Source organism: Enterobacter sp. KB-280D8 (assembly GCF_041399405.1).
Lineage (GTDB): Bacteria > Pseudomonadota > Gammaproteobacteria > Enterobacterales > Enterobacteriaceae > Enterobacter > Enterobacter cloacae_N.
On record NZ_JBGKEC010000002.1, the window covers coordinates 481,624 to 497,869 of the forward strand.

The 16,246-nt window shown below is 57.2% G+C and carries 15 protein-coding genes; 8 read left to right on the top strand and 7 right to left on the bottom strand.

Annotated features, from left to right (window positions below; all coding sequences use genetic code 11):
• Positions 1 to 214 precede the first annotated feature (214 nt).
• Positions 215 to 1,498: a citrate synthase gene (locus tag AB8818_RS07775; RefSeq protein WP_047347070.1), complete on the top strand. Its 1,284-nt coding sequence runs from the start codon at positions 215 to 217 to the stop codon at positions 1,496 to 1,498.
• Positions 1,499 to 1,582: 84 nt separating this feature from the next.
• Here AB8818_RS07775 and nei read toward each other — a convergent pair whose 3' ends face one another.
• From nei to AB8818_RS07810, 7 genes are all read right to left on the bottom strand, one after another.
• Entirely contained in the window at positions 1,583 to 2,374 is a 792-nt protein-coding gene (nei, locus tag AB8818_RS07780; protein WP_192983937.1) for an endonuclease VIII, read from the bottom strand.
• Between the two features lie 19 nt (positions 2,375 to 2,393).
• Positions 2,394 to 3,134, bottom strand: coding sequence for a 5-oxoprolinase subunit PxpA (pxpA, locus tag AB8818_RS07785; RefSeq protein WP_192983939.1), 741 nt, complete (start codon positions 3,132 to 3,134; stop codon positions 2,394 to 2,396).
• A complete protein-coding gene (pxpC, locus tag AB8818_RS07790) occupies positions 3,121 to 4,053 on the bottom strand; it encodes a 5-oxoprolinase subunit PxpC (protein WP_116343907.1) in 933 nt (310 codons plus the stop codon). The genes pxpA and pxpC overlap by 14 nt, the downstream gene beginning before the upstream one ends.
• Complete coding sequence (gene pxpB, locus AB8818_RS07795; RefSeq protein ID WP_166710450.1) at positions 4,047 to 4,703, bottom strand: 5-oxoprolinase subunit PxpB; 657 nt, start codon at positions 4,701 to 4,703, stop codon at positions 4,047 to 4,049. The genes pxpC and pxpB overlap by 7 nt, the downstream gene beginning before the upstream one ends.
• Positions 4,704 to 4,717: 14 nt before the next feature.
• Positions 4,718 to 5,461, bottom strand: coding sequence for a type 2 GTP cyclohydrolase I (locus AB8818_RS07800; RefSeq protein WP_116343919.1), 744 nt, complete (start codon positions 5,459 to 5,461; stop codon positions 4,718 to 4,720).
• A gap of 10 nt (positions 5,462 to 5,471) precedes the next feature.
• Complete coding sequence (gene phrB / locus AB8818_RS07805) at positions 5,472 to 6,884, bottom strand: deoxyribodipyrimidine photo-lyase (protein ID WP_192983941.1); 1,413 nt, start codon at positions 6,882 to 6,884, stop codon at positions 5,472 to 5,474.
• Positions 6,885 to 7,482: 598 nt separating this feature from the next.
• Positions 7,483 to 7,689: a YbfA family protein gene (locus AB8818_RS07810; protein WP_014069366.1), complete on the bottom strand. Its 207-nt coding sequence runs from the start codon at positions 7,687 to 7,689 to the stop codon at positions 7,483 to 7,485.
• A gap of 309 nt (positions 7,690 to 7,998) precedes the next feature.
• Between AB8818_RS07810 and kdpF the strand changes: the two genes are divergently transcribed.
• The 7 genes from kdpF (at position 7,999) to speFL (ending at position 16,168) form a co-directional block, all read left to right on the top strand.
• Positions 7,999 to 8,088 (top strand): K(+)-transporting ATPase subunit F, encoded by a 90-nt coding sequence (gene kdpF / locus AB8818_RS07815; RefSeq protein ID WP_014069365.1) that lies wholly within the window; start codon positions 7,999 to 8,001, stop codon positions 8,086 to 8,088.
• Positions 8,088 to 9,767: a potassium-transporting ATPase subunit KdpA gene (gene kdpA, locus AB8818_RS07820; RefSeq protein ID WP_192983943.1), complete on the top strand. Its 1,680-nt coding sequence runs from the start codon at positions 8,088 to 8,090 to the stop codon at positions 9,765 to 9,767. Before kdpF ends, kdpA begins: the two co-directional genes overlap by 1 nt.
• Before the next feature lie 18 nt (positions 9,768 to 9,785).
• Positions 9,786 to 11,834, top strand: a complete 2,049-nt coding sequence (gene kdpB / locus AB8818_RS07825) for a potassium-transporting ATPase subunit KdpB (RefSeq protein WP_192983945.1) — start codon at positions 9,786 to 9,788, stop codon at positions 11,832 to 11,834.
• Positions 11,835 to 11,846: 12 nt separating this feature from the next.
• On the top strand, positions 11,847 to 12,422 hold the full coding sequence (gene kdpC, locus AB8818_RS07830; RefSeq protein WP_116343902.1) for a potassium-transporting ATPase subunit KdpC: 576 nt from the start codon (positions 11,847 to 11,849) through the stop codon (positions 12,420 to 12,422).
• Positions 12,423 to 15,110, top strand: coding sequence for a two-component system sensor histidine kinase KdpD (gene kdpD, locus AB8818_RS07835; RefSeq protein ID WP_116343901.1), 2,688 nt, complete (start codon positions 12,423 to 12,425; stop codon positions 15,108 to 15,110).
• Positions 15,107 to 15,784 carry a two-component system response regulator KdpE gene (kdpE, locus tag AB8818_RS07840; RefSeq protein ID WP_116343900.1) on the top strand — a complete coding sequence of 226 codons (678 nt, stop codon included), beginning with the start codon at positions 15,107 to 15,109 and terminating at the stop codon, positions 15,782 to 15,784. Before kdpD ends, kdpE begins: the two co-directional genes overlap by 4 nt.
• Positions 15,785 to 16,063: 279 nt before the next feature.
• Positions 16,064 to 16,168, top strand: a complete 105-nt coding sequence (gene speFL, locus AB8818_RS07845; RefSeq protein ID WP_003858645.1) for a leader peptide SpeFL — start codon at positions 16,064 to 16,066, stop codon at positions 16,166 to 16,168.
• Positions 16,169 to 16,246 lie beyond the last annotated feature (78 nt).

The window sequence follows — 16,246 nt, forward strand, 5'->3', positions numbered from 1 at the left end:
TACAGGTTTGAATAATTCGGACTGCAAAAACGCTGATTTGCTGTTGTTTCACTGATATTTCATTCGTTTACCTGCAAGGCGCCATAGCTCTGTACCCTGGTTACTCCTCGTGAGCTGAGCGGTAAGCCAAATAACAATCTGGTAACGGTGATTAACAGCTGAATGCAAATCCGGTAAAAGCAGTCTTAAGCATAAGGCGCTAAGGAGACCGTAAATGGCTGATACAAAGGCAAAACTCACCCTAAATGGTGATGATGCTATTGAACTGGATGTGCTAAAAGGCACGCTCGGTCAGGATGTTATTGATATCCGTACGCTGGGTTCCAAAGGAGTATTTACCTTTGACCCTGGATTTACCTCTACCGCATCTTGCGAATCCAAAATCACCTACATTGACGGTGACGAAGGTATCCTGCTCCATCGCGGCTTCCCCATCGATCAGTTAGCCACCGAATCCAACTACCTGGAAGTGTGCTACATCCTGCTGAACGGCGAAAAGCCGACGCAGGCGCAATACGATGAATTCAAAACCACCGTAACCCGTCACACCATGATCCATGAGCAGATTACCCGTCTGTTCCATGCGTTCCGTCGTGACTCTCACCCGATGGCGGTGATGTGCGGTATTACCGGTGCGCTGGCGGCGTTCTACCACGATTCTCTTGACGTGAATAACCCGCGTCACCGTGATATCGCGGCGTTCCGTCTGCTGTCCAAAATGCCTACCATGGCGGCGATGTGTTACAAATACTCCATCGGCCAGCCGTTTGTGTACCCACGTAACGACCTCTCCTACGCCGGTAACTTCCTGCGCATGATGTTCTCCACGCCGTGCGAAGAGTACGAAGTGAACCCGGTGCTGGAACGCGCAATGGACCGTATTCTGATCCTGCACGCTGACCACGAACAGAACGCCTCTACCTCTACCGTCCGTACCGCCGGCTCTTCAGGCGCGAACCCGTTCGCCTGTATCGCTGCGGGCATCGCCTCCCTGTGGGGACCGGCGCACGGCGGCGCCAACGAAGCGGCGCTGAAGATGCTGGAAGAGATCAGCACCGTTGAGCATATTCCTGAGTTCGTGCGTCGTGCGAAAGACAAGAATGACTCCTTCCGCCTGATGGGCTTCGGTCACCGTGTTTACAAAAACTACGACCCGCGCGCCACCGTCATGCGTGAGACCTGCCACGAAGTGCTGAAAGAGCTGGGTACCAAAGATGATCTGCTGGAAGTGGCGATGGAGCTGGAACACATCGCGCTGAACGACCCGTACTTCATCGAGAAGAAACTCTACCCGAACGTCGATTTCTACTCTGGCATTATTCTGAAAGCGATGGGCATTCCGTCTTCCATGTTCACCGTGATCTTCGCCATGGCGCGTACCGTGGGCTGGATTGCGCACTGGAACGAAATGCACAGCGAAGGCATGAAAATTGCTCGTCCTCGTCAGCTGTATACCGGCTACGAGCAGCGTGATTTTAAGTCTGATATTAAGCGCTAATAAACACGCCCGGCGGCGCTTCGCTTGCCGGGCCTATAAGTGCGAAATGTAGGCCGGGTAAGGCGTAGCCGCCACCCGGCTTTTTTACGTCTGGCACCGAGGACACCAGTAAAACGGTCGTGAAGAGAGCGTGGTCTTCTCAATTATCCCGCCACACCGCTCGCACTTCTTACCCGCCCGATGAAACACCTTGAACCGGAACAGCGCCCCGTGATGTTTGTTCTCATCCACCACGCCGCGCGTGTTGTAAGACAGCCGCGGAATATCCAGCAGCGCCTCCGACAGCGCCTCCAGCTGTTCATCGCTCAGCTGCGAGGCTTTGTGCTGCGGCGCCAGCCCCACTTCCCAGAGGATCTCCACCCGCAGGTAGTTACCTAATCCGGCCAGGAACGCCTGATCGAGCAACAGCCCGGAAAACTGACGGTTGCGGAATTTTAGTGATAACAGACGTGCCTTCACGTCGCTCGCCGTCAGGCGCATGTCCAGCACGTCCGGCCCGACACGCTGAAGAAATGGATGCGTGAGCAGTTGCTCCGGCGTTAACATTTCGATATCTGACGCGCTGTACAGCAGGATCGCTTTATCCGCCGTTTGCAGCCTGACGCGCAGCACGCGGGTGGTTTGCGGCTGTTCACCCGACTCCACCACGCGCCAGACGCCGTAAAGCTGGTTATGGCTATATAACGTCAGGTTATGGGAAAAATGCGTGAGCAACGCTTTGCCGCGCGTTTCAATGTGGGTCACCGTCTGCCCCACCAGCTCTGATTCAAACGGTTTTAGCTGAGGAAAAGCAAACCAGACATCGGTCAGGGGTTTGCCCTTTATCGCCGCCTCCAGGCTATCCGCCGCGCGGCGGATCTCCGGACCTTCTGGCATTTTTGTATCCTTATCGTCATTATTCGGCGCTGACGAGGATGCCCTCTTCAGAGAACGCTGCCCGCAGGCGGCGCGCGAACTGGAGTGCATGCTCACCGTCGCCGTGTAAACACACCGTATCGGCCTGAACAATTGCCGAAGTTCCATCCACGGCGGTAACCCGCCCGGCGCGCACCATCTCCAGCGTCTGCGCCAGCGCTTTGCCTTCATCAGTAATCAGCGCACCGGCCTGCGTGCGCGGAACCAGGCTGCCGTCCGGCATGTATCCCCGATCGGCAAAGACTTCCTGCCGCGTCGTCAGCCCCAGGCGCTGTCCGGCGCGAATAAGCTCGCTGCCCGCCAGGCCCACCAAAATCAGCTGCGGATTGCAGTCCCGCACCGCGCGGGCAATGGCGTCCGCCAGAGCAGCATCTTTCGCCGCCTGATTGTAGAGCATACCGTGCGGCTTCACGTGGCGCAGCACGCCGTGCTCAGCGCGCACCATCGCCTCCAGCGCACCGATCTGGTAGAGCATTTGCGCGTAGATCGTCTCAGGGGGCAGATCCATCGCCGTGCGGCCAAAGTTCTCCCGGTCAGGGAAGCTCGGGTGAGCGCCAATCGCCACGCCGTTTTTAATGGCATTACGCACGCTCTCCAGCATGGTTTGCGCATCCCCCGCATGAAAGCCGCAGGCGATATTGACCGAGGAGACCAGGGTCATCAGTTCCGCATCGGCGCTGCTGCCCTCCCCCAGATCGGCGTTTAAATCAATCTTTACCATCAAGCCTCCACGCCAGCTGTTCGAGATAACGCTGCTGATCCTGCCGCGCTTTCAGCGCCTCCTCCAGCGAACACTGCACGAAATGAATCGGCTGGCCGAGAGGAATTTGCGCCAGATGGTAGCGATCCGCGTCGATAATACAGGCAATGCGCGGGTAACCGCCGGTGGTTTGCGCATCGTTCATCAGCACGATGGGCTGCCCGTTGCCTGGCACCTGAATCACGCCCGGCAGCAAGCCGTGGGAAAGCAGCTCCCGGTCCGTCGTGCGGGTCAGCGGCTGCCCCTGCAGACGGTAGCCCATGCGGTTACTCTGCGGGCTGATCTTCCACGGCGCGCGCCAGAACGACTCTTTCGAGGCCTCATCAAACTCCTGATATTCCGGTCCCGGCAAGGCGCGGATCACGTTCCCCCACAGCAGCTGTTTTACGCCCTGCGTGGTGGAAAAATGGCGCGCTGACGGCTTAATCGCCAGGCGATCCCCGTCGCGCAGCAGGCGCCCTTCATGTCCGCCGATGCCCGCTTTTTGATCGGTACTGGATGACCCCAATACCTCCGGCACGTCAATGCCCCCCGCCACCGCAAGATAGCTACGCACACCGTGGAGCGGACGTTTGAGCGTCAAGCGCTGCCCGGCCTTCGCCCGCAGACGCCAGCCGGTCCACACCGCTTTGCCGTCCAGCGTCGCGTCGCAGCCCGCGCCGGTTAAGGCGAACCAGGTCTCCTGACCAAACTCAATCACACACTGACCCAGAGTAATTTCTAGCGCCGCCGTACTGCCCGGGTTGCCGACCAGCAAGTTGGCAATCTCCAGAGATGGGCGGTCAAGCGCGCCGCAGTAGCTCACGCCGGACTGGCGCATGCCAAAGCGCCCGGCATCCTGAACGGAGGTGTAAAGCCCCGCGCGAATAAGCGTTAACATACCCCCTCCTTCTGCGGGATAAAGCGCAGGGTATCACCCGGTTGCAGGAGGATCGGCGCATCCTGCCCCGGTTCAAATAGCGGCATGGAGGTGTGCCCGATAAGCTGCCAGCCACCCGGTGAGGTAAGCGGATAAATTCCGGTTTGTTCACCGCCAATCGCCACCGTTCCCGCGGGAACGCTCAGGCGCGGTTCGGCCCGACGCGGGGTATGCAGCCGGGGAGATAGTCCGCCCAGATACGGAAAGCCCGGCTGAAAACCCAGAAACCAGACGACGTACTCCACCGAGCTGTGCAGTTCAACAACCTGCTTTTCCGTGAGCCCACAGTGTTCAGCTACTACGCGCAGATCGGGGCCACCCTTACCGCCATAAACAACCGGGATCTCAATCGTCCTCGATTCAGGCTCCAGCGCTTCGCTCTCCTCCCACCAGCGCTGCAGGCGCTCAATCGCATCCAGCGCCCCCGTGTGCGGGTTACGCAACACCACCGTGATATTATTCATACCCGGAATGGCCTCAACGACGCCCGGCATGTCGGGCAGACGCTGTGCCAGCCGCCAGATACGCTTCTGCGTGGCGAGCGTAACCGGCGGTTCAAGCTCCAGAACGACTGCGGTTTCACCCAGAAGATAACAACGCGCTCGCTGCACTTAACTACCTCTCATCAGGCCGGATTAGGAATATCAATAAAAGTCACATCAAGATCGGTATTTTCCGTCAGCCACTCGCTGAGGGCGCGAATACCGCCGCGCTCGGTAGCGTGGTGGCCTGCCGCGTAAAAATGCAGCCCCTGCTCGCGCGCAGAGTGAACCGTCTGCTCGGAGACTTCGCCGGTAATAAACGCATCGACACCAAAGCGCGCGGCGCTGTCGATAAAGCCCTGACCGCCGCCGGTACACCAGGCCACACGCTTCACCTTATCCGGCCCCGTGTCGCCACACCACAGCGGACGACGCCCCAGGCGCGCTTCGATCCATGACGCCAGCTCCAGACCCGGCACCGGCATCGACAGTTCACCCCACGGCACCAGCGGTTCGATTTCCCCCATCACGGTAATACCCAGCAGTTGCGCTAGCTGCACGTTGTTCCCCAGTTCCGGGTGAGCATCCAGCGGCAGGTGGTAACCGTACAGGTTGATGTCATTTGCCAGCAGCGTTTTCAGGCGGTTGCGCTTCATGCCGCGAATAATCGGCGATTCGTTTTTCCAGAAGTAGCCGTGATGGACAATCACCGCATCGGCGTCCTGACGCACCGCCTCATCCAGCAGCGCCTGGCTTGCCGTCACGCCGGTGATGATTTTCTGCACCGTTTCGCGCCCTTCCACCTGCAGGCCATTCGGGCCGTAGTCGCTGAAGGAGGCGGTATTAAGCTTTTCGTTAATCAGGCGTTCCAGTTCACTGTTTTTCATCATCATTCTCTCAAACTTTTCGTGCGGCCTCGTACGCCGCCAGCGTGGCGACGCGCGCCTGTTTATGGTCAACGATCGGGCGGGGATAATCGAGCTTTACGCCCTGTTTATCCGCCCATGCCCACGGGTCGTGGATCGCTTTTGCAGGAACGTTCCTGAGCGCGGGCAACCAGCGGCGAATAAAGTCGCCGTTAGCATCAAATTTTTGCCCCTGGGTAGTCGGATTAAAAATCCTGAAATAGGGAGCCGCATCGGTGCCGGTAGAGGCCGCCCACTGCCAGCCGCCGTTATTTGCCGCCAGGTCACCGTCAATCAGCTGAGAAATAAAATAGCGCTCCCCAACGCGCCAGTCGATAAGCAGATCTTTCACAAGGAAGCTGGCGGTAATCATTCGCAGACGGTTGTGCATCCACCCGGTTTCATTTAGCTGGCGCATGGCGGCATCAACAATCGGAAAGCCTGTCTCCCCTTTTTGCCAGGCCTGTAAAAGCGCCTCATCGTGCTGCCATTTGACGTTATCGGTCCAGGGAATGAACGGACGATGCTTACAGAGATCGGGATGATACGTCATCAGATGGCGATAGAATTCGCGCCAGATAAGTTCGTTCAGCCACACCGAACCCGCTCCACCCTCCAGCGCCTGCGGCTGCTCGGCCAGAAGACGATGTAAACACTGGCGAGGAGAGAGCGCGCCCAGCGCCAGGCTTGCCGATAAACGGCTTGTTCCTTCAATTGCCGGGAAATCCCTGCGCGCGTCGTACTCTCCCGCACCCTGTTTGCAAAACTGGCGCAGCTTCGCAATAGCGGCCTTCTCATTGGCAGGAAACAGTAGTTCATCAAATGCCTGTTGGGGATAGTTAAACGTTAATTCAGGCTGATTGGTTATAGCCTCCCCTCTGGCGGCGGGCGCAGGTACGCACTCCGGCAGCGCCTCTTTCAGGCGTTTAACAAAAGCATTTTTAAATGGCGTAAACACTTTATACATTTCGTGACCGCCGGTCATCACGCTGCCCGGTGCCAGCATCACGCTGTCATCAAATCCCTCACAAACCACCTCTCCGAGCATTTTCTCCAGCTGGCGGTCCCGCTGCTGTTCGTTCAGTTCGTACTGGTAGTTATAAAAAAGATGCGTAACGCCGTTCTGCTGACATATCTCCTGCAGCATATGAAGCTGCGCGGTAAAATCGCTGACCTCTTTGTAGATCAGCGGAATGCCTTTTTCGGCAAGCGCGCGTTGCAGTTCGTTCAGATGGGATTTGAGGTAAGCCGCCTGCCGCGGAGCCATATCGTGCTGCCGCCACTGCTCGGGCGTAGCCATAAACAGAGCCAATACGTTAGCGTCTTTGGCGCGACAGGCCGCCGCGAGTGCGATGTTGTCATGTACGCGCAAATCCGCGCGAAACCAAACCAGATGGGTGGGCATAAAACTCCAGGCGAATATCCATTATGTCCATAAGGGCATGCCGTAAAAGGAAAAAGCATGCATTGAACTACTTTGCCATGAAGTGTAGACGGGATGAAATAAAAAAGGCCGCTCAAGGCGGCCTTAACGCTACTTGTCCTGCGCTATCGTGGTTAAAGCGACAAACACATTCGGTTCATCGCTCTTTACAACGAGTACGCTGGCGGCAATGAACGCGATGCAAAAATAGCGTTTCATTATGCGGTCCCTGCAGCTAACCACTCCACCGTTCACCACCGGTGATAAGTCGGTGGACACAAGCCCGGGTAGGCGGGCTGCTTTACGGCTGTAAATACACCTTTCCCAGGACCGATGCCCATTTGCGAGATGGCGGAAAGGGACGCAGCATCATAATTAACATCCGCTATAAAGGTAAGATACTCGAATAAAATTAGGAATTTATAAAGGCTTCGAGGGATTGCCATCTGATTACAGGAGGGTATGATAAAAATCCCGGGTAGGGGCTGCAAGACCACCCAACGGACCGCGAATCCCGAGGGACAAAAAAACCGCCATATTGCTATTGGCGGTTTTTTTATAGCTACGCGTCAGCGTCGTTTCAGTAGAAATCGCAGGTCGCTTTCTCGGCCTGATCCATCCACACCGGCTTTTCGCTGGTTTTCGCCCAGACGCGGTGCAGATAACTGTAAAAACGCGCACGATCTTTCCAGAACAGCATCACCGGCAGGGCCAGCACGCCAGCCACTACGGCGAAAGTGCGACGCATGAACACGATATGAGCCGGATACTCTTTATAAAGATCCATATTTTTCTCCCCTGTAGTTGGCCGGAAACCTTCTCCGGAAAATGTGAAATCTGTGACCTGGCTAAAATAATATCGCTTTGCGTGTAATTTTACTACTCATCCGACCACTTATTTTTATCCATTTAGTGAATATTTACACTTCCTCCGTAATTAAGTTACAAAAAAGTTAACAGTTTACTTATCAATAGTTAATTTGTGGCCTTTGGCATTTTTATACTTTTTTTACATCCGCCCTGCGCATTTTTGCGAAATCTTTGCGCCGTAAATCCTAACGTTAGCACAACAACAAAAGTCACCCGGAGGTGGATTGTGAGTGCAGGTCTTATTGCCGGCATCGTGCTGGTGTTCCTGTTATTGGGTTATCTGGTCTATGCCCTGATTAACGCGGAGGCATTCTGATGACTGCTCAGGCGTTTTTGCTTATTGCCAGTTTCTTAGTGGTATTGTTCGTTCTGGCAAGGCCGCTGGGAACGGGACTGGCACGGCTTATCAACAACGTCCCCCTGCCCGGTACGGGAAGCGTTGAAAAAGGGATCTGGCGCGTACTGGGAATCGACGATCGGGAGATGAGCTGGCGTGAATATCTGATCGCCATTCTGCTGCTGAATATTGTCGGGCTGATTGCACTTTTTGCCATGCTGATGCTTCAGGGCATCCTGCCGCTGAATCCGCAACAGTTGCCGGGCCTGTCCTGGCACCTGGCGCTGAATACGGCAGTCAGTTTCGTTACCAACACCAACTGGCAGTCCTATGCCGGTGAAACCACGCTCAGCTATTTCAGCCAGATGGCTGGGTTAACCGTGCAGAACTTCCTCTCTGCCGCCAGCGGTATCGCGGTAATTTTCGCGCTGACGCGTGCGTTTGCGCGTCAAAAAATCAGTACTCTGGGTAACGCCTGGGTGGATTTAACGCGCATTACGCTGTGGATCCTGCTGCCGATTGCACTGCTTATCGCGCTGTTCTTTATTCAGCAGGGCAGCCTGCAAAACCTGCTGCCTTACACGCCTTATACCTCGCTTGAAGGCGCAAAACAGCTCCTGCCGATGGGGCCAGTGGCGTCACAGGAAGCCATCAAGATGCTCGGGACGAACGGGGGCGGCTTCTTCAACGCCAACTCGTCGCATCCGTTTGAAAACCCTACATCCCTGACCAATTTTGTGCAGATGCTGGCGATCTTCCTGATCCCCGCTGCGCTCTGCTTTGCCTTTGGTGACGTGGTCAACGATCGCCGTCAGGGCCGCACCCTGCTCTGGACCATGTCGCTGATCTTCGTGGTCTGCGTGGCGCTGGTGATGTGGGCGGAATGGAACGGTAACAGCCATTTCATGCAGCTTGGGGCGAATAGCAATATCAATATGGAAGGGAAAGAGAGCCGCTTCGGCATTCTCGCCAGCAGCCTGTATGCGGTGGTCACCACGGCGGCCTCGTGCGGGGCGGTGAACGCCATGCACGACTCTTTCACCGCACTTGGCGGCATGATTCCGATGTGGCTGATGCAGATTGGCGAGGTGGTGTTTGGCGGCGTGGGTTCGGGTCTTTACGGCATGCTGCTGTTCGTACTGCTGGCGGTATTTATTGCCGGTCTGATGATTGGCCGCACCCCGGAATACCTCGGTAAAAAAATCGACGTTCGCGAGATGAAGTTAACCGCGCTGGCGATTCTGGTCACCCCGGCGCTTGTGCTGCTCGGCACCGCGCTGGCGCTGATGACCGAGGCCGGACGCAGCGGCATTTTTAACCCCGGCATTCACGGCTTTAGTGAAGTGCTTTATGCGGTCTCCTCTGCCGCCAACAACAACGGCAGCGCCTTTGCGGGCTTAAGCGCCAACTCACCGTTCTGGAACTGCCTGCTGGCGTTCTGCATGTTCGTGGGTCGCTTCGGGGTCATTGTGCCGGTCATGGCGATTGCCGGATCGCTGGTGAATAAGAAAATTCAACCGACCACCACCGGGACATTACCGACCCACGGCGCGCTGTTTATCGGCCTGCTGACGGGCACCGTGTTGCTGGTCGGCGCCCTGACCTTTATCCCCGCCCTCGCGTTAGGCCCGGTCGCGGAAACTCTCTCTTTACGCTGATTTTGCGGAGTATTTGTCATGAGTCGTAAACAACTGGCCCTGCTCGAACCGATGTTAGTTCGTCAGGCGCTTATGGATGCGGTCAAAAAGCTGAGCCCGCGCGTGCAGTGGCACAACCCGGTGATGTTTATTGTCTGGGCGGGAAGCGTCCTGACCACCGCCCTGGCGATTGCCATGGGGACGGGCCACATGCCGGGAAACGCGATGTTTACCGGCGCCATCAGCCTGTGGCTGTGGTTTACCGTGCTGTTCGCCAACTTTGCGGAAGCGCTGGCGGAAGGCCGGAGTAAAGCGCAGGCCAACAGCCTGAAAGGGGTGAAAAAAACGGCGTTTGCGCGCAAGCTGCGTGAGCCGAAATACGGCGCGCAGATGGACCACGTTCCGGCGGATGAACTCCGCAAAGGCGATGTGGTGCTGGTGGAAGCCGGAGACATCATCCCCTGCGACGGTGAAGTCATTGAGGGTGGCGCATCGGTAGACGAAAGCGCCATTACCGGAGAGTCCGCGCCGGTGATCCGTGAATCCGGCGGCGATTTTGCCTCCGTGACGGGCGGGACGCGCATTCTTTCCGACTGGCTGGTGATCCAGTGCAGCGTCAACCCGGGCGAAACTTTCCTCGACAGGATGATCGCCATGGTGGAAGGCGCCCAGCGCCGTAAAACACCTAACGAAATCGCCCTGACCATCCTGCTGGTGGCCCTGACAATCGTCTTCCTGCTGGCAACCGCGACGCTGTGGCCGTTCTCCGCTTACGGCGGCACCGCGGTCACCATCACGGTGCTGGTGGCGCTGCTGGTCTGCCTGATCCCCACCACCATCGGCGGCCTGCTATCGGCCATCGGCGTGGCCGGCATGAGCCGCATGCTCGGTGCAAACGTCATCGCCACCAGCGGGCGTGCGGTTGAAGCAGCCGGTGACGTGGATGTCTTGCTGCTGGATAAAACCGGGACCATTACCCTCGGTAACCGCCAGGCGTCCGAATTCTTACCCGCTCCGGGCGTGGATGAAAAAACGCTGGCGGACGCCGCGCAGCTCTCCTCGCTTGCCGATGAAACCCCTGAAGGTCGCAGTATCGTGATCCTCGCCAAGCAGCGTTTTAACCTTCGCCAGCGCGACGTTCAGAGCCTGCATGCTACCTTCGTGCCCTTCACGGCGCAAACCCGCATGAGCGGTATTAACATTCAGGACCGGATGATCCGTAAAGGCTCCGTTGACGCCATTCGTCGCCACATTGAGGCAAACAATGGCCACTTCCCGCCAGAAGTGGACAACCTGGTCGAAAGCGTGGCCCGTCAGGGGGCCACGCCGCTGGTGGTGGCAGAAGGCTCGAACGTGCTGGGGGTGATTGCCCTGAAGGATATCGTCAAAGGCGGCATCAAGGAGCGCTTTGCCCAGCTGCGTAAAATGGGCATCAAAACGGTGATGATCACCGGGGATAACCGTCTTACCGCCGCGGCGATTGCCGCCGAAGCGGGCGTGGATGATTTCCTTTCCGAGGCCACGCCGGAAGCGAAGCTCGCGCTGATCCGTCAGTATCAGGCGGAAGGCCGTCTGGTCGCCATGACCGGTGACGGTACCAACGACGCCCCTGCCCTGGCGCAGGCCGACGTGGCGGTGGCGATGAACTCTGGTACCCAGGCGGCAAAAGAGGCGGGGAATATGGTCGACCTCGACTCAAACCCGACCAAGCTGATTGAGGTGGTGCACATTGGCAAGCAGATGCTGATGACGCGCGGTTCGCTGACCACGTTCAGTATCGCTAACGATGTGGCAAAGTACTTCGCCATCATTCCGGCCGCGTTTGCCGCGACCTATCCGCAATTAAACGCGCTGAACGTGATGCACCTGCACTCCCCGGCATCGGCCATTCTGAGCGCCGTGATCTTTAACGCCCTGATTATTGTCTTCCTGATCCCGCTGGCGCTGAAGGGCGTGAGCTATAAGCCACTTACGGCGGCCGCCATGCTGCGCCGCAACCTGTGGATTTACGGCCTGGGCGGGCTGGTGGTGCCTTTCATCGGTATCAAGGCTATCGACCTGCTGTTGACCCTGTTCGGGCTGGTTTAAAAGGTGAATCAAATGACAATGTTACGCCCCGCTATACTTCTGTTTATTCTGCTGTCTCTCATTACCGGCGGGCTGTACCCGCTGGTAACTACCGCGCTGGGCCAGTGGTGGTTTAAGGATCAGGCCAACGGCTCGCTGATTATGCAAAACGGTGAAAATCGCGGTTCGCTCCTGATTGGTCAGAACTTTACGGATGCTCGTTACTTCCAGGGTCGCCCTTCCGCCACTGCCGAAAGCCCGTATAATCCGATGGCATCCGGCGGCAGTAACCTGGCGGGCAGCAACCCTGAGCTGGATAAAGCCGTTGCTGAGCGCGTGGCAGCCCTGCGCGCTGCCAATCCGCTGGCCACCCGTGAGGTGCCCGTCGAGCTGGTAACCGCCTCGGCCAGCGGGCTGGACTACAGCCTGACCCCGGCAGCAGTGGCCTGGCAAATCCCGCGCGTCGCCGCCGCCCGTCAGTTGACCATCGAACAGGTGAGCAAGCTGGTTGCTGAACACACGCAAAAACCGCTGGTCAGCTTCATCGGCATGCCCGTGGTGAATATTGTTGAGCTGAATCTGGCGCTGGACGCGCTAAGGAAAAACTAAATGACCGACGAGCCCATGCGCCCGGATCCGGACAGGCTGCTTGAACAGACGGCTGAAGCCCATCGCGGCAAACTGAAAATTTTCTTTGGCGCCTGCGCGGGCGTCGGGAAAACCTTCGCCATGCTGACGGAAGCCCAGCGGCTTCGGGCGCAGGGGCTCGATATTCTGATCGGCGTGGTTGAAACCCACGGACGTAAAGAGACGGCGTCGCTGCTGAAGGGGCTGGCTACCCAGCCGCCCCGCCGCATCAGCCATCGTGGTCGGTTAGTCACTGAGTTTGATATTGATGCAGCCCTCGCCCGCCGTCCCGCCCTTATCCTGATGGACGAACTGGCGCACAGCAATGCGCCAGGCTCACGCCATCCAAAACGCTGGCAGGATGTTGAAGAGCTACTTGAAGCCGGCATCGATGTTTTCACGACGGTTAACGTTCAGCATCTGGAAAGCCTGAACGACGTGGTCAGCGGCGTGACCGGCATTCAGGTGCGAGAGACGGTGCCGGATCCCTTCTTTGATTCCGCGGACGAGGTGGTGCTGGTCGACCTGCCCCCCGATGATTTACGCCAGCGCCTGCATGAAGGCAAAGTCTACATCGCCGGCCAGGCCGAGCGCGCCATCGAACATTTTTTCCGAAAAGGTAACCTGATTGCCCTGCGCGAGCTGGCTCTGCGTCGTACTGCCGATCGCGTCGACGATCAGATGCGCGCCTGGCGCGACCTGCAGGGCCAGGAGCGCGTCTGGCATACGCGGGATGCCATCCTGCTGTGCGTGGGGCACGGCAGCGGCAATGAAAAGCTTGTCCGCACCGCTGCGCGCCTGGCGGCCAAATTTGGCAGCGTCTGGCATGCGGTGTATGTCGAAACGCCGCAGTTGCACGCTCTGCCCGAAAACCAGCGCCGCGCGATCCTGAGTTCGCTGCGCCTGGCGCAGGAGCTGGGCGCTGAAACCGCAACGCTCTCCGATCCACAGGAAGATAAAGCCATACTGCGCTACGCGCGGGAGCATAACCTGGGGAAAATTGTCATTGGCCGCCGCCAGCATCGCCGCTGGTTTAGCCGCGAATCCTTTGCCGACAAGCTGGCCCGCCGCGCGCCGGATCTGGACCTGGTGATCGTGGCGCTGGATGACAAGCCCACGCCGTTACCCAGCCGCGCCCCGGACAGCCGTGCCTTCAGCGATAAATGGCGTATTCAGCTTCGCGGCTGTTTTGTCGCCGTTGTGCTCTGCGCCCTGATCACTATTATTGCCAGCAAATGGCTGATTGCCTTCGACGCGGCCAACCTGGTGATGATCTACCTGCTTGGCGTAGTGGTGGTGGCGCTCTTTTACGGACGCTGGCCGTCGGTACTGGCGACGGTGATCAACGTCATCAGCTTCGATCTATTCTTTATTGATCCTCGCGGGACGCTCGCGGTTTCAGACGTGCAATACATCCTCACCTTCGGCGTGATGCTCACCGTCGGGCTGGTGATCGGGAACCTGACGGCCGGCGTGCGCTACCAGGCGCGTATCGCCCGCTATCGCGAACAGCGCACGCGCCATCTGTATGAGATGTCTAAATCGCTGGCGGTGGGCCGTACGCCGCTGGATATTGTGCAGACCAGCGAGCAGTTTATTCGCTCGACGTTTCATGCCAGCAACCTGATTTTACTCCCTGACGAACACGGTAAGCTGCGCCCGCTGACGTCGGCCTCAGGCATGACGCCCTGGGATGAAGCCATCGCGCGCTGGAGCTTTGATAAAGGGCTACCCGCGGGCGCAGGGACTGACACCCTGCCCGGCGTACCCTATCAAATTCTGCCGCTGCGCAGTGCCGATAAAAATCAGGGGCTGGTGATTGTTGAGCCCTCCAACCTGCGCCAGCTGATGATCCCCGAACAGCAGCGACTGCTGGAGACCTTTACCCTGCTGGTTGCCAGCGCGCTGGAACGGCTGGCGCTCACTGCCAGTGAAGAACAGGCCCGGCTGGCGAGCGAGCGGGAAAGCATTCGTAACTCGCTGCTGGCGGCGCTGTCTCACGACCTGCGTACACCACTTACCGTCCTGTTTGGCCAGTCAGAAATTCTGACGCTGGACCTGGCAGCGGAAGGCTCTAAGCACGCCCTTCAGGCCAGCGAAATCCGCCAGCATGTGCTGAATACCACGCGCCTGGTGAATAACCTGCTCGATATGGCGCGTATCCAGTCAGGCGGTTTTAACCTCAAAAAAGAGTGGCTCACGCTCGAAGAAGTGGTGGGCAGCGCGCTGAAAATGCTCGAACCTGGCTTAGGCGGGCGGCATATTGCGCTGAACATGCCCGAGCCACTGACGTTAATTCACGTTGATGGCCCGCTCTTTGAGCGGGTGCTGATCAACCTGCTGGAAAATGCTGGCAAATATGCGGGTGCCAGCGCCCGGATTGGTGTGGATGCGACAGTGGACGATGGCACGCTTCATCTTGACGTCTGGGATACCGGACCGGGCATTCCTGCCGGGCAGGAGATGGCTATTTTCGAAAAATTCGCGCGCGGCAATAAGGAGTCGGCCATTCCGGGCGTGGGGCTGGGGCTGGCGATTTGCCAGGCAATTATTGACGTCCATGGCGGGACCATCTCCGCGGAGAATCGTCCGGAAGGCGGCGCGCGTTTTTGTGTTACACTTCCTCTGGAAACCCCGCCAGAACTTAATGAATTACCAGAGGATTTGTGATCAACGTTCTGATTGTTGAAGATGAGATCGCCATTAGCCGTTTTCTGCGCGCTGCGCTGGAAGGTGACGGTCTGCGCGTTCATGATGCGGGTACGCTTCAGCGGGGTTTAATTGAAGCCGCCACCCGCAAGCCGGACCTGGTGATCCTCGATCTTGGCCTGCCGGACGGTGACGGCATTGATTTTATCCGGGAAGTGCGTCAGTGGAGCCAGATGCCGATCCTCGTGCTCTCGGCCCGTACTGAAGAGACGGATAAAATCGCGGCGCTGGATGCCGGGGCGGACGATTATCTGATTAAACCTTTTGGTATCGGCGAGCTACAGGCTCGCCTGCGCGTGGCGCTGCGCCGCCACAGCGCAACCACGCCCGCTGACCCAACCTACACGTTTGGGGATATCCGGGTTGACCTGGCCGCGCGACGCATTATGCGCGGCGATGAGGAAATTCACCTCACGCCAATAGAATTTCGCCTGCTCGCCGTACTGCTCAACAACCACGGCAAGGTACTCACCCAACGCCAGCTGTTAAGTCAGGTATGGGGACCCAATGCTGTGGAACATAGTCATTATTTACGCATATATATGGGACATCTTCGTCAGAAACTCGAAGTCGACCCCGCTCGCCCTCGCCATTTATTAACTGAAACCGGTATCGGTTATCGGTTTATGCTTTGAATAACTATTCACTTTATTTTTAAATAAAAACGAAATCCCTCAGAAAATATTTCACAAATAACCCATGCGTTATTTTTTCGGGTTATTTTCGCTCATTTAAAACATTAACAGAACAACCCGTTAACGCATCATCAACAAATCAGAATTTTGATCTGCGATATTCATTTGAAACGAATATTTATTTCTGATTTGATCGGTTAACGGTGATCTACCTCACGGTTAATCGGCTTTTCCTGGATAAAATGACCATGCTTTCAATTACTGAAAGGAAAATGAAACATGGAAAACAACAATCGCTTAATGCCCCATATAAGGCGGACAACACATATCATGATGTTTGCCCACCGAAACTGCTTTGACTTTCATCTCTTTAATGCCCGGTAGTCCTTCGACTTCTGGCGCACTCGCTTACAGGCTATCCTTAAACACCTTATTTTACAGGCTATTGCCTGTGATCTCGTG

Coding starts and splice junctions, on each gene's coding strand:
- kdpA (WP_192983943.1), top strand. CDS start 8,088: ATGACTGCTCAGGCGTTTTTGCTTATTGCCAGTTTCTTAGTGGTATTG.
- AB8818_RS07800 (WP_116343919.1), bottom strand. CDS start 5,461: ATGAAAAACAGTGAACTGGAACGCCTGATTAACGAAAAGCTTAATACC.
- pxpC (WP_116343907.1), bottom strand. CDS start 4,053: ATGTTAACGCTTATTCGCGCGGGGCTTTACACCTCCGTTCAGGATGCC.
- pxpA (WP_192983939.1), bottom strand. CDS start 3,134: ATGGTAAAGATTGATTTAAACGCCGATCTGGGGGAGGGCAGCAGCGCC.
- phrB (WP_192983941.1), bottom strand. CDS start 6,884: ATGCCCACCCATCTGGTTTGGTTTCGCGCGGATTTGCGCGTACATGAC.
- kdpB (WP_192983945.1), top strand. CDS start 9,786: ATGAGTCGTAAACAACTGGCCCTGCTCGAACCGATGTTAGTTCGTCAG.
- AB8818_RS07810 (WP_014069366.1), bottom strand. CDS start 7,689: ATGGATCTTTATAAAGAGTATCCGGCTCATATCGTGTTCATGCGTCGC.
- kdpD (WP_116343901.1), top strand. CDS start 12,423: ATGACCGACGAGCCCATGCGCCCGGATCCGGACAGGCTGCTTGAACAG.
- AB8818_RS07775 (WP_047347070.1), top strand. CDS start 215: ATGGCTGATACAAAGGCAAAACTCACCCTAAATGGTGATGATGCTATT.
- nei (WP_192983937.1), bottom strand. CDS start 2,374: ATGCCAGAAGGTCCGGAGATCCGCCGCGCGGCGGATAGCCTGGAGGCG.
- speFL (WP_003858645.1), top strand. CDS start 16,064: ATGGAAAACAACAATCGCTTAATGCCCCATATAAGGCGGACAACACAT.
- kdpC (WP_116343902.1), top strand. CDS start 11,847: ATGACAATGTTACGCCCCGCTATACTTCTGTTTATTCTGCTGTCTCTC.